The following is a 13,180-nucleotide window of genomic DNA, read 5'->3' as shown; positions in this document are numbered from 1 at the left end:
ATGAGGACAATGAAAATGGTTGTCAATTCGGGTAGGTTCGGCGGGCTTTGTCCAGGATCGGCGGTGCTACGGAGGAGTCCGCAGGCTAGGCGATCTCGGCGAACTTCTCCACGTCGTTGGTCTTGCCGGCCACCACGATCACGTCGCCCTTCTGCGGGACCGTCTCGGCGGTGGCGTAGGTGAACTGCTCGCCGTGGCGCTTGATGCACACCACGGTGATGCCGTGCTTGGTGCGCACCCTGGTCTCGCCGAGCTTGCGGCCGATCATCTCCCGTGGCGCGCGGGTCTTGCCGAGGGCGAAGTCCTCCTCGATCTCCACGTAGTCCAGCATCCGCCCCGAGACCAGGTGGGCCACGCGCTCGCCCATGTCGTGCTCGGGCAGCACCACGTGGTGGGCGCCGATCTGCTGGAGGATGCGCCCGTGGCGACGGCTGGTGGCCTTCGCCCAGATGTGCGGCACGCCCATGTCGACCAGCAGCGAGGAGGCGAGGATGCTCTCCTCCAGGTGGGTTCCTATTGCCACGACGGCGCGCGTGAACTCGTGCGCGCCGACCTGGCGCAGCGCCTCGTCGTCGGTGGCGTCGGCGACGACGGTATGGGTGAGCGACTCCGAGAACGCCTGCACCAGCCGGGGGTTGGAGTCCATGCCCAGGACCTCCCAGCCGTGGTCGACCAGCTCCAGCGCCAGAGAGCTGCCGAACCGCCCCAGACCGATCACCAGGACGCGCTTGTCGTGTGGCCTGCTGCGCTGCACTGTCTTCTCCGTCTCCTCGTCTGCGCCCCTCGCGGTGAAGGGCCGGGATCAACCGATGATCGGCCGCGACTCCGGGAGGTCGTAGCGCCGCGTGTGCTCGCGCAGGGCCAGCGCCGAGGCGAACGTGATGGGACCGATGCGGCCGGCCAGCATGAGCACCACGAGTAGCAGTTGGGCCGCCTCGGGCAGGTCGCCGGTGATGCCGGTCGACAGCCCTACGACCCCGGATGCCGAGACTACCTCGAAAAGCACCTGGTCGAGCTGGAAGGGCGTCGCCACGAGCAGCGCGACGGTGGAGGCCACGACCACCGTCATCGACAGGAACAGCAGGCTCAGCGCTTCGCGGATCACTCCGGGCGACAGGCGGCGGCCGAAGACGTGCACGTTGGGGTGGCCGCGGATCTCCGACCACACGATCAGGAAGATCACCGCCAGGGTGGCGACCTTGATCCCGCCCGCGGTGCCGGCGCTGCCGTTGCCCACGAACATCAGCATCACGCTCACCAGCAGCGTGGACTGGTCCATCGCGCCCACGTCGAGCGTGTTGAAGCCGCCGCTGCGCGGCATGATGCCGTGGAAGGCGCCGTCGACGAGCTTGTCGGAGGTGCTCAGCGGCCCGAGGGTCGTGGGATTGGACCACTCCAGGGCGGTGATCGCGACGATGCCGGCGGCGAATAGCAGCAGTGTGGTGCTCACGGTGAGCTTGGTGTGCAGGCTCCAGGCGCGCGGACTGGCGAAGTGGCGGCGCAGCTCCAGCAGCACCGGGAAGCCCAGGCCGCCCATGATCGTCGCCAGCGCCACCGGCAGCAGCACGAGCGCGTCGCCGGAGAAGCGGGTCAGGCTGTCGTCGTAGAGGGAGAGCCCGGCGTTGTTGAAGGCCGAGACCGCGTGGAAGAGCCCGCTGTAGAGCGCGTCGCCGAGCGGTATCCCGTGGCCGAGCCACATCCGGGGCACGAGGATCGTCGCGAGCAGCGCCTCGCACACCAGGCTGGCGCGCACCACCCGCATGACGATGCCGCGGACGTCGCCCACCTGCAGGCTGCGGGTCTCGGCCTGCACGCCCAGTTGCAGGCGCAGGCCGAACCGGTGGATCACCACCACGCCCAGCACCGAGGCCAGGGTCATGATGCCGATGCCGCCGGCCTGGATCAGGACGGCGACGACCACCTGGCCGAACACCGTCAGCTCCGAGCCGATCCCGATGACCGACAGTCCGCAGACGGCCAGCGCCGTCGTGGAGGTGAAGATCGCCTCGACCGGGGTGAGCCCGGAGCCTTCGGCGTGGGCGACCGGGAGCATCAGCAGGGAGGCGCCGGCCAGGTCGACCACGACGAACAGGACGACGAACAACCGCGCCGGGCTCGCCCACAGGACGTTGCGCAGATCGTGCGGCATCCGGGGGCGGGGCAGGCGGCGCAGCCTGCGGGACAGCCGACTGCGAAGGTGCGAGCCGCGTCCGGGCGTGTTCACATGCATCGTCGTCCTGTTGTACCGCCTCGGTGGCCTCGGCGGGCCGACGGGGGAGTCCGCCGCGTGCGGCACCGGACGGGCCCCGGTCCCGCGGGGCGCGGTGTGCCGCCTCCCGTGTGCGTGTTCATCCAACCGCTCCGAGTCCGCGTCGGCCTAGGCGGGTCCGGCGCGGCGTGTCGCGCCGGACCCGCTCGGAGGCGTCATCGGGCTCCGCCGCCCGGAGAACCGGTGCGGCGCTTGGCCGGCGAGCCGTTCCTGCGGTACTGCGCGTTGCGCACGCCCAGCACGGCGGCCGCCAGCACGGTGGCGATCAGCGACGCGATCAGCACGCCGGCCTTGGCGTCCTCCAGCATGTGCCGATGGTCGGAGAAGGACAGTTCGGTGATCAGCAGCGACACCGTGAAGCCGATCCCGGCCAGCAGCGACATGCCGCAGATGTCGACCCAGCGAAGCGACGGGTTCAGCTCGGCACTGGTGATCTTGGTGGTGATCCAGGCGCCGCCGAAGATGCCGATGAGCTTGCCGGCCACCAGCCCGACGATGATGCCCACGGCCGCGGTGTCGGTGAAGATCGCGTCCAGCCCGGTGAAGGCCACCCCCGCCGACATCAGCGCGAAGATCGGCAGCACGAGGCTGGAGGACCACGGCCGGATGGCGTGCTCGGCGCGGTGGCTGGGGTCGCCGGTCTCCCCGGGCAGTTCGACGGTGCGCATGAGCAGGCCCATGGCGACCCCGGCGATGGTGGCGTGCACGCCGCTGGCGTGCATCAGCGCCCAGATGGCGGCGGCGAGCGGCAGGTAGACGACCCAGTTGGGCAGCGGCGAGCGGTCGAGCGCGGCGGCGGCCCCGCGGCCGCGCTGCAGGTAGCCGAAGAGGGCGAGCAGGGCGAGGGCCCCCAGCAGCGGCGCGAAGGACAGGTGGTCGGTGTAGAACACGGCGATGACGACGATGGCGCCCAGGTCGTCGACGATGGCCAGGGTCAGCAGGAACGTCCGCAGCGCGGGCGGCAGGAACCGGCCGATCACCGCCAGGATGGCCACGGCGAAGGCGATGTCGGTGGCCATGGGGATTCCCCAGCCGCGCAGCGCGTCGCCCTGGCCGATGTTGATCACCGCGTAGATCGCCGCGGGCACGACCATTCCGCACAGTGCGGCGACGATCGGCAGCATCGCCCGGCGGGGGTTGCGCAGCTCGCCGTGGACGAACTCCTGTTTGAGCTCGTTGCCGACGACGAAGAAGAACACGGCCAGCAGTCCGTCGGCGGCCCATTCCTCGACCGAGAGGTGCAGGCGCAGGCTCTCAGGCCCGAAGCTGATGGTGCGGATGACCTCGTAGGAGTGTCCCCAGGGGGAGTTGGCCCAGACCAGTGCGACCACGGCGCCGGCGATGAGGAGGAATCCGCTGACGACGTCCTCGCGCAGGGCGTCGGCGATCCCTCTCAGGCGGTTGGTCATGTGTCGTGTCTCCCCCACAGGCTGGCTCGACCCTCTCGTCACGCTGTTCACGCCGTCTACTTCGCCGACCGCGGGCCTCGGCACACTCCCGATGCGCAAGGTCGCCGATGTATAGCCATGAGGCGCACGATCAAGATCGCCCGAGCCCAAGCGCTGACTTTGCCAGACATTTTGGCGTTTTGTCCAGGTCAGAGGCGTTAGCTCCGGTTTTCCCGGTCAGTACCGCACCCGCCGTCCGTGTCCGACCGTCGGCACGCGTGATGTGCGTCACGCGTGGCGGGCGCCCTCGTGGTCCACGTGGCCGTCGGGCTCCAACTGCAGTGTGGAGTGCTCGACGTCGAAGTGCCCGGAGAGACACGCGTGCAGGTCGTCGAGGAGGCGGCCGGCATCGGCGAGGCGGTGCTTCTCGACCACCACGTGCGCCGACATCACCGGGATGCCCGAGGTGATCGTCCAGGCGTGCAGGTCGTGCACGTCGATGACGCCCGCCTGGCCCATCAGGTGCTCGCGCACCTCCTCCAGGTCGACGTGGCGCGGGGTGGACTCCAGCAGCACGTGCACGGCCTCGCGCAGCAGGCTCCAGGCGCGGGGGACGATGAAGGCCGCGATGCCCAGGGAGATCAGCGAGTCGGCCCGCTCCCAGCCGGTCAGCCAGATCACCGCGCCGCCGACCACGACGCCGACCGAGGCCAGTGCGTCGCCCATGACCTCCAGATAGGCACCGCGCACGTTCAGGCTCGCGCTCTGGCCGCCGCGCAGCACCAGCAGCGCGGCGACGTTGGCCGCCAGGCCGACGCAGGCCACCGCGACCATCCACGGGCCGGCCACCGGCTGGGGGTCGAGCATCCGCCGCACCGCCTCGTAGGCCACGTAGGCGCACAGCGCGAACAGGGTGAGCGCGTTCACCGCGGCGGCCAGCACCTCCGCCCGCTGCAGGCCGAACGTGCGCTCGGCGTTGGGCGGCCGGTTGGCGATCCACACGGCGACCAGCGCAAGCGCGACGCCGAAGGAGTCGGTGACGGTGTGGCCCGCGTCGGCGAGCAGCGCCAGGCTCCCCGACGCGGCCGCGCCGGCGACCTGCACGCCGGCGACCGACAGCATCAGCGCCAGCGCGATCGCCAGGCGGCCGCGGTTGGCGGTGGCGGCCGTGGTGTCGCCGTGCCCGTGGCTGTGGCCGTGGCCCATGCCCATCCCGGCTCCCTGCTCCTCTCGGCCCTCGCATGCGCTGCGCCGGCGTCCGCGGCGCGGTCCCGGCGCAGGGAGGACTGTTCAGCCCTCACTGTTTATACAGTCTAGGCTGTCAATACAGCAACTACTGTAAAATGGTTTTCATGTTGACCTCCGAGCAGCGTCTCGCCGCGATCCAGCGCCTGGGCCGGGCGCTGGCCGACCCCACCCGCTGCCGCCTCCTGCTCGCGCTCCTCGACGGCCCGGACTACCCGGCCCACCTCGCCGAGCACCTGGGACTTACCCGGCAGAACGTGTCCAACCACCTGGCCTGCCTGCGCGAGTGCGGCCTGGTGACCACCACCGCGCGCGGTCGCCAGGTCAGCTACGAGCTCGTCGACGACTCCCTCGCGCACGCGCTCGACGACCTGCTGCGCGTCGTGTGGGGCGTGGCGGCCGAGCACGTGCCGCCGGGCGAGCACACCCCGGTTCCCGCCGGCTGAGCGGCCCCGTGCGCGATGCGCCGCGCCGCCGGTGGCGGGACCGTGCCCCCGCGCCTCCCCGCCCCGCCGAGCGACGAATGCGGCTGTCCTCCGGCACCCGCCCGCGGTGGCCGAATGCGGCCCGGCGCCGCCCCCCGCGCAGCCGGCCGCGGCGGCCGCCTCTGAGCGCGCGCCGCGTCGGCGCCGCTCACAGCAGGAGTCCGGACGCGGGGGCGACCCTGATAGACCCCTGACACGTCCCTGACAGCCACCTGATCTCGGCTCACTCGGGGGGAATTCGCCCCAACTCGCGAAGTATCGTGTTTGCAGCGTGCCCGGCAGTACCCCGTGCGGCTCCCCCGTGCCGACGACCGCACGGCAGTTCGTTCGTCTACCGCTCGTCGCAGCGGTGCCGTTTGCAGCGCGAGAAGCCATTCTTCGAGGAGTAACGACTCTCATGTCCCAATCTGCCAAGTGCCCTCTTGGCGTCCCATCCGGCCTATTCCCACGAGCGGGCGCGCAGCGGGTTAGGGGGACGGCGTGAACCGGCTAGCACGGATCTCCCTCGGCAACCGGGCGCTCATCCTGCTCATCACCCTGGCTGCCCTGGTCTTCGGCACGCTGGCGACGTTCAACACCCAGCGCGCTCTGATGCCCTCCATCGAGGTTCCGATGGTGATGGTCAACGCCCAGTACCAGGGCGCCTCGCCCGAGGTCGTCGAGACCGACGTCGCCGAACCGCTGGAGCAGGCGGTGCAGGGCGTCCCCGGGGTCGTCAGCTACACCTCCACCTCCAGCACCGGATCGGTGCAGGTCACCGCCGAGTTCGACTACGGCGACGACAGCGACGCCGTCGTGCGCGACGTCCAGCAGGCCGTCGACCAGGCCGAGCCGATGCTGCCCGACGACGTCGACCCCTCGGTCACCGCGTTCGGCACCGACGACATCCCCGTCGTCATGCTGGCCGCCGGAGCCGGCGACGGCGACGAGCAGGCCCTGGCTGACCCGCTCAAGGAGCAGGTCGTGCCCGAGCTCGAGTCCATCGACGGCGTGCGCGCGGCCACGGTCACCGGCATCCGCGAGTCCTCGGTCGTCATCGAGCCCAAGGACGACAAGCTGGAGGACGAGGGCCTGACCGTCGGCGACCTCACCGGCGCGCTCCAGGCCAGCGGCGCACTCACCCCCGGCGGCGACATCACCCAGGACGGCGAGACGCTGACCGTCACCACCGGCGGCAAGCTGCAGTCGGTCGACCAGGTCAAGGACGTCTGGGTCACCCCGTCCGCCGGCGGGAGCGGCGCCGCGGGCGCCGGCGCCGGTGCCGGCGCGGCCGCCGGAGCGGGTGCGGCCGCGGGTGCGGCCGGAGCCGCCGCTCCCGGCGCCGACCCGATGCGCCTGGGCCGGCTCGCCGACGTCGAACTGCGCATGGACGAGGCCTCCAGCATCACCCGCACCGACGGCAACCCCAGCCTCGGCGTGATGATCACCAAGACCCCCGACGGCAACACCGTCGAGATCTCCGACGAGGTCACCGCAGCGCTGGATGACATCGAGCCGATGCTCGGCGACGACGCCGAGGTCACCGTGGTCTTCGACCAGGCGCCCTACATCAACGACTCCATCGTGGCGATGGCCGAGGAGGGCGGGCTGGGCCTGCTCTTCGCGATCGTCGTGATCCTGGTGTTCCTGCTGTCGATCCGCTCCACCCTGGTCACGGCCGTGTCCATCCCGGTCTCGCTGCTGGTGGCGATGCTCGGCATGCAGGCGTTCGGCTACTCGCTCAACCTGCTGACCCTGGGCGCGCTCACGGTCGCGGTCGGGCGCGTGGTCGACGACTCCATCGTCGTGCTGGAGAACATCAAGCGGCACATGGCCTACGGCGAGGAGAAGTTCCACGCCGTCTACACGGGTGTGCGGGAGGTGGCCACGGCCATCACGTCGGCCACGCTGACGACGATGGCGGTGTTCCTGCCGATCGGCTTCGTCGGCGGGCAGACCGGCGAGCTGTTCCGGCCCTTCGCGGTCACGGTCAGCCTCGCCCTGGGCGCCTCGCTCCTGGTGTCGCTGACGATCATCCCGGTGCTGGCCTACTGGTTCATGCGCCCGCGCATCGTCCCGCCCGAGGAACTGGAGCGGATCAAGGCCGAGGAGCACCAGCGCGAGCTGCGCACCCCGCTGCAGCGCATGTACCTGCCGATCATCCGCTGGGCGACCCGCCACCGCATCACCACGCTGGCGGCCTCCGTTCTCATCCTCGTGGGCACCTTCGTCGCGGCCGGCAGCCTGCAGACCAGCTTCCTGGGCAACCAGGGGCAGAACACCTACTCCGTCACCCAGGAGCTGCCCAAGGGCACCTCGCTCAACGCGGCCGACGACGAGGCGAAGAAGGTCGAGGAGGCCCTCGACGGCCTCTCGTGGGTGGAGTCCTACCAGACCTCCATCGGAGGCGGCGGAGGCGGCATGGCCGCGATGATGGGCGGCAGCGCCGACACCGTCACCTACACCGTCACGGCCGACCCGGAGCTGGAGCAGGCGGGGCTGTCGGACAAGCTGCGCGACGCCATGGACGGGGTCGACACCGACACCGAGCTGCGGGTCGCGACGGCCGGTGCCGCCGGCGGCACCTCCCTGGAGGTCGAGGTCCGCGCTGACGATCGGGAGACCCTGGTCGAGGCCGCCGACATGGTCGAGGGTGCCGTCCGCGACATCCCCGGCGCCGCCGATGTCGAGAACAGCATCGCCGCCTCCCAGCCCGCGCTGGAGGTCGACGTCGACGGTGAGAAGGCCGCCGAGGAGGGGCTGACCGAGGGGGCGATCGGCCAGGCCGTCACCCAGGCGTTCAGCGGCTCCGAGGTCGGCACCGCCACCATCGACGGCACCCGGCACGACATGGTGGTGCGCGACATCGCCAAGCCGGCCAGTATCGGGGACCTGGAGGACCTCAAGCTGACCACCGGCACCGGCGACGAGATCCGCCTGGACAAGGTCGCCGACGTGGAGGAGGTCATGCAGGCGCCGGAGCTGACCCGCTCCGACGGCGTCCGCAGCGCCACCGTCAGCGCCTCGCCGACCGCCGACGACCTCGGCGCGGTCTCGACCGAGCTGACCCAGGCGCTGAACGACCTCGACCTGCCCGAGGGTGCCAGCGCCCAGATCGGGGGTGTCAGCTCCGACCAGAGCGAGGCGTTCACCCAGCTGGGAATCGCCATGCTGGCCGCGATCGCCATCGTGTACCTGATCATGGTGGCGACCTTCAAGAGCCTCATGCAGCCGCTGATCCTGCTGGTGTCGATCCCGTTCGCGGCCACCGGCTCGATCGGCCTGCTGCTGGCCACCGGCCAGCCGATGGGCCTGGCGGCGATGATCGGCATGCTGATGCTGATCGGCATCGTCGTCACCAATGCCATCGTGCTCATCGACCTGGTCAACCAGTACCGCAACGACGGCATGGACCTGCGCGAGGCGGTCGTGGAAGGGTCGCGGCACCGGCTGCGCCCCATCCTGATGACCGCGCTGGCCACCGTCGGCGCACTGACGCCGATGGCGCTGGGTATCACCGGCGGCGGGGCGTTCATCTCCCAGCCGCTGGCGATCGTGGTGATCGGCGGTCTGATCACGTCGACGCTGCTCACACTGGTGCTGGTCCCGGTGCTCTACACCATGGCCGAGGGCCGCAAGGAGCGCCGTGCCGAGCGGCGCCGCGCCAAGCGCGAGGCGGCGCTGGAGAAGGCCCGCGCCAAGGGCCGGGAGAATGCGGACGAGCAGGACGGCAAGGAGCCGGCGCCGGCGGCGACCGACGGCGACTCCGGGTCCTCCTCCGCCTAGGAAGTCGGGCCCGGTCCGAGTACGGAAGGGGGGCGCCGCGGGAGTTCTCCGCGGCGGCCGCCGTGTTCTCCGGCCGGCGCGGGCACCCCCGGCGGGAGACGGCTGTGCCGCGCGCGGGGCCTTCGCAGGCTCCGCGCCGCCCGCCGCCCGCCGCCCTGCGGCGGAGGCGCTCCGCGCGACGTGCGGATCGGCGGGTCTCCGGGGCGCTGATTTGTGATCGAGCCCCCACGAAAGGCAAGCTGCAGATATGGAACGCAAGGACACGGAACTCGACGAGCTCGTCCGCGAGGAGCTCGGCGACGAGCCCTCCCAGGAAGCCAAGGACTACGCGCGCGAGCTCTACGAGAAGTACCGGCTGCCCAGCACCCCTCCCGACACCGAGGAGGACGCCTAGTTCATGGGCTTTCGCCCAGCCAGTTGCCCGACCTGCCGACTCATTCCACGACGACGGGGGTCTCCCCGAGCGGGAGGCCCTTCGTCATGTGCGGCGGGGGCGCGCGCCCCCAGCGGATCCGCATCCGCGGTCGTCGCTCCGCGCCGGCGGACCTGACCGCGGGTGCGGACCGCCGGACCTCACTCGGCCGCGGCGGGCGCGGCGCCCTCGGCCTCCTCGTCCCACATCAGCTCGAACCAGACCCGCCGGCCCAGGCCGTCGGGGCGCGACTCGGCGCCCCACGTCGAGGCGAGCGCGTCGACCAGGTCGAGGCCGCGCCCGTGCTCGCTGACGTCGTAGGGATCGCGGTGCTGGGGCCGGGGCCGCTCCGGGCTGCCGAGGTCGCGGACCTCGACCCGCGCCCATCCCCGCCCGAGGTCGACGGTGACCTCGAACTTCCCGCCGGGCATGCCCGACGCGCTGTGCGTGATGGCGTTGGTGGCGAGTTCGCTGGTGAGCAGGGTCGCCGTGGTCAGTTGGGGTGAGGGCGCCAGCATCCGTTCGACGAAGCGGCGCGCGTGGTGGATCTGGCTGGCGAGTCCGGGGAAGCGGCGCCGTGCGAGCGGGCCGCGGAACTCGGATCTGGACGGCGGTGGCGGTTGGGGCTCTTCCATGGTGTGGGCCGGTTCGGTGGACGGAGGACTGGTGGTGCCCGCGGCGACCGGCGGGGTACGCGGGCCGGTGAGGCCTTGCGGTCCCGCCGAAGGGGTCTCGGGCATACGGGTCTCACTCCCCTGTGACGTTGTGGCGCGCCACGCCGCGAACGTGCCGCGGTGACGGTGAGCGACGCCGTGCCGGAGGCGTTCGTGCCCGGCGGGGGTCACGACGCGTGGGAGGCGCGGGCGCGAGGGGATCGCTCATCGGGTCGGTGTCGTGCGGTGTGCGGGGTCGGTGGGGCCTGACCTCACAGCCTCGGAGGTCACATCCACGGACAGAATACGCGGGTTGACTTCTCGTGAGACAGGTGGGGGTGGTATGTCTCTCGTTACGGACCGTGTTGTTCCCGTAACCTGTGTGTCTGGATCGGTGGGCGGCGCGGGCTTCCACGGCGATGGACCGACTCCCTGAGTGGGTAGGAGATGCGGGTATGGGCACGTTCGTCCGATGGCCGCGCGGGCCGCGCAGGCCGCGCCGCGAGGGGCGGCGGCGTGTCCGCACCCGGCCGGCGGGGTCGGCCGGCACGCGTCCGCGATCCGCCGCGGCTTTGCCGCAGGCCGGTACGGGGCCGCGGGTGGACGGCAGGTGTGCCGAGGAGTTGGCGGCCCATTCACGGCGGATTCACGCCGGCGAACGACGACTCCGCCATGGTCATGGAAGTTCGGGCACCCCTCACCTGCCCGGACCCGCTCCGGCCGGGCGCGGCGTCCGCGACCGTTCCGCGCCTCCGGTCGACGGTTATCCCCGCGAGCCATAGGAGGACCCAGTGCCGCAATCCGCGCCGCATCGCCGTTCGCTGCCGCTGCTCGGGCAGCTCGGTGGAGGCCGGTCCCGCCAGACGTGCCGCTTTCGCTGCGGGGACGCCTGCTTCCACGACGCGCCCAACACCAGCGACAACACGTATTTCGGCGAGGTCGCCGCGACAGCGCTCTCACGCCGGAACATGCTCCGCGCGGGTGCCGTGGGCGCCGGCGCGACCGCCGCCGCGGCCGGGCTGGGAGGCCTGGCCCCCGCCCTGGCCGACAACCACCGCGGCCGCGGCAACCCCCGGCTGAGGTTCGAGGGCCTCCAGCCGGGCACCAGCGACGCGGTGGAGATCCCCGACGGCTACGAGCAGCGCGTCGTGGTCCGCTGGGGCGACCCGGTACTGCCCGAGGCGCCGGAGTTCGACTTCACCGCCCAGACGGCCGAGGCCCAGGCCAAGCAGTTCGGCTACAACTGCGACTTCGTCGGGTTCCAGCCGCTGGGCCGCGACCGCGGGCTGCTGTGGGTCAACCACGAGTACACCAACGAGGCCCTGATGTTCGAGGGCTACACCGACGGCAACGACGCCGACCCGGAGCAGATCCGCATCGCCATGGCCGCCCACGGCGGTTCGGTCGTGGAGATCCGGCGCGAGTTCGAGGGCCGCGGCCGCGGCCGCGGCAGGCGCACCGGGGGCTGGCGGCTCTCCCGCGGCCGGCGCCGCTTCAACCGCCGCATCACGGCCTCCACCCCGATGGAGCTGACCGGTCCGGCGGCGGGCGACGAGCTGCTGCGCACCGAGGCCGACTCCGAGGGCACCCGCGTGCTGGGGATGCTGAACAACTGCGCCGGCGGCACCACCCCCTGGGGCACGATCCTCACCTGCGAGGAGAACTACAACCAGTACTTCGTCGGCGGCGAGGACGCCCCCGAGGAGTCGAAGCCCGCGCTGGCCCGCTACGGCATCGCCACCGAGGGCGACACCCGCGCGGACAACCGCCGCTTCGACCGGGTCGACGAGCGCTTCGACCTCTCCCGCCACCCCAACGAGGCCAACCGCTTCGGCTACGTGGTCGAGATCGACCCCTACGACCCCGACTCCACGCCCAAGAAGCACACCATGCTCGGCCGCATCAAGCACGAGGGCGCCAACATCCGCATCACCCGCGACGGCCGGGTCGCGGTCTACATGGGCGACGACGAGCGGTTCGACTACATCTACAAGTTCGTCAGCGAGCGCCGCTACCGCAGGGGCTCGCGGCGCGGCAACAGCCGCGTGCTCGAGTCCGGCACGCTCTACGTCGCCAAGCTGCGCGGCGACAGCCCGGAGAAGGAGTTCGACGGGTCCGGCAAGCTGCCCTCCGACGGCGCGTTCGACGGCTGGGGCGAGTGGATCCCGCTCGCCAGCCACAAGGAGAGCTTCGTCGAGGGCTTCACCGTCGCCGAGGTGCTCGTGCACACCCGGCTGGCCGCCGACAAGGCCGGCGCGACCAAGATGGACCGCCCCGAGGACATCGAGGCCAGCCCGGTCACCGGCAAGATCTACTGCGCGCTGACCAACAACAGCGCGCGCGAGCCCGGACAGGCCGACGAGCCCAACCCGCGCGGCCCCAACCGCTACGGCCACATCCTGGAGATCACCGAACGGCACAACGACGCGGCGGCCACGAGGTTCCGCTGGGACGTGCCGATCGTCTGCGGCGATCCCGAGGACCCGGCCACCTACTTCGCCGGGTTCGACAAGTCCGAGGTCACGGCGGTCTCCTCGCCGGACAACCTGACCTTCGACGGGCACGGCAACCTGTGGATCTCGACCGACGGCATGGCGTGGGGCAACGACGGGCTGTTCGCCGTCCCGGTGGAGGGCCGGCACAAGGGCCACCTCACGATGTTCGCCCGGGTCCCCAACGGCGCCGAGTGCTGCGGGCCGCTGATCACCGAGGACCAGAAGACCGTGTTCATCGCGCCGCAGCACCCCGGTGACGGCGGCAGCTACGAGGAGCCGCAGAGCACCTGGCCCGACCACGAGGGGTTCCCGCGTCCGTCGGTGGTGTCGATCTGGCACGGCCGCGGCAAGGACATCGGCAGCTGAGAAGGCCGTCGCCGGTTCGGGTCCGGGGCTTTCCCCCGGGCCGCCGGCGGCCGCACGGTCCGCCCCCGCTCCCGCTCCCACACATGCATCCGGTGCGGGGGC

9 protein-coding genes are annotated in these 13,180 nt (G+C 71.5%); 4 read left to right on the top strand and 5 right to left on the bottom strand.

Annotated features, from left to right (window positions below):
* Positions 1-85 precede the first annotated feature (85 nt).
* The 4 genes from ABD284_RS13790 to ABD284_RS13775 all read right to left on the bottom strand — a co-directional run bounded on the left by ABD284_RS13790 (position 86) and on the right by ABD284_RS13775 (position 4,863).
* Positions 86-754: a potassium channel family protein gene (locus ABD284_RS13790; protein ID WP_344143345.1), complete on the bottom strand. Its 669-nt coding sequence runs from the start codon at positions 752-754 to the stop codon at positions 86-88.
* 48 nt (positions 755-802) lie between these two features.
* Positions 803-2,149, bottom strand: a complete 1,347-nt coding sequence (locus ABD284_RS13785) for a TrkH family potassium uptake protein (protein WP_344143551.1) — start codon at positions 2,147-2,149, stop codon at positions 803-805.
* 275 nt (positions 2,150-2,424) lie between these two features.
* A complete protein-coding gene (gene nhaA, locus ABD284_RS13780; protein ID WP_344143344.1) occupies positions 2,425-3,678 on the bottom strand; it encodes a Na+/H+ antiporter NhaA in 1,254 nt (417 codons plus the stop codon).
* Between the two features lie 267 nt (positions 3,679-3,945).
* Positions 3,946-4,863 carry a cation diffusion facilitator family transporter gene (locus tag ABD284_RS13775; RefSeq protein ID WP_344143550.1) on the bottom strand — a complete coding sequence of 306 codons (918 nt, stop codon included), beginning with the start codon at positions 4,861-4,863 and terminating at the stop codon, positions 3,946-3,948.
* A gap of 137 nt (positions 4,864-5,000) precedes the next feature.
* Here ABD284_RS13775 and cmtR point away from each other — a divergent pair, with 137 nt between their 5' ends.
* The 3 genes from cmtR (at position 5,001) to ABD284_RS13760 (ending at position 9,546) form a co-directional block, all read left to right on the top strand.
* Positions 5,001-5,348, top strand: a complete 348-nt coding sequence (cmtR, locus tag ABD284_RS13770; protein ID WP_311546587.1) for a Cd(II)/Pb(II)-sensing metalloregulatory transcriptional regulator CmtR — start codon at positions 5,001-5,003, stop codon at positions 5,346-5,348.
* A 519-nt stretch (positions 5,349-5,867) separates the two neighbouring features.
* The gene (locus ABD284_RS13765; protein ID WP_344143343.1) at positions 5,868-9,152 is read left to right on the top strand and encodes an efflux RND transporter permease subunit; all 3,285 of its coding nucleotides are present in this window, start codon (positions 5,868-5,870) and stop codon (positions 9,150-9,152) included.
* 247 nt (positions 9,153-9,399) lie between these two features.
* Positions 9,400-9,546 (top strand): hypothetical protein, encoded by a 147-nt coding sequence (locus ABD284_RS13760; protein ID WP_344143342.1) that lies wholly within the window; start codon positions 9,400-9,402, stop codon positions 9,544-9,546.
* A gap of 179 nt (positions 9,547-9,725) precedes the next feature.
* Here the strand turns inward: ABD284_RS13760 and ABD284_RS13755 are convergent, their stop codons facing one another.
* Entirely contained in the window at positions 9,726-10,199 is a 474-nt protein-coding gene (locus ABD284_RS13755; protein WP_344143549.1) for an ATP-binding protein, read from the bottom strand.
* Positions 10,200-11,008: 809 nt separating this feature from the next.
* On the opposite strand from ABD284_RS13755, the gene ABD284_RS13750 reads away from it, so the two are divergent.
* Complete coding sequence (locus tag ABD284_RS13750) at positions 11,009-13,078, top strand: PhoX family protein (RefSeq protein WP_344143341.1); 2,070 nt, start codon at positions 11,009-11,011, stop codon at positions 13,076-13,078.
* Positions 13,079-13,180: the final 102 nt, after the last annotated feature.

Origin of the sequence: Streptomonospora arabica (genome assembly GCF_039531585.1) — a bacterium.
Lineage (GTDB): Bacteria > Actinomycetota > Actinomycetes > Streptosporangiales > Streptosporangiaceae > Streptomonospora > Streptomonospora halophila.
Note: the sequence above shows the minus strand (reverse complement) of the source record. Positions and strands in the feature narration are given on the sequence as shown.

Coding starts and splice junctions, on each gene's coding strand:
- ABD284_RS13785 (WP_344143551.1), bottom strand. CDS start 2,149: ATGCCGCACGATCTGCGCAACGTCCTGTGGGCGAGCCCGGCGCGGTTG.
- nhaA (WP_344143344.1), bottom strand. CDS start 3,678: ATGACCAACCGCCTGAGAGGGATCGCCGACGCCCTGCGCGAGGACGTC.
- ABD284_RS13775 (WP_344143550.1), bottom strand. CDS start 4,863: ATGGGCCACGGCCACAGCCACGGGCACGGCGACACCACGGCCGCCACC.
- cmtR (WP_311546587.1), top strand. CDS start 5,001: ATGGTTTTCATGTTGACCTCCGAGCAGCGTCTCGCCGCGATCCAGCGC.
- ABD284_RS13760 (WP_344143342.1), top strand. CDS start 9,400: ATGGAACGCAAGGACACGGAACTCGACGAGCTCGTCCGCGAGGAGCTC.
- ABD284_RS13755 (WP_344143549.1), bottom strand. CDS start 10,199: ATGGAAGAGCCCCAACCGCCACCGCCGTCCAGATCCGAGTTCCGCGGC.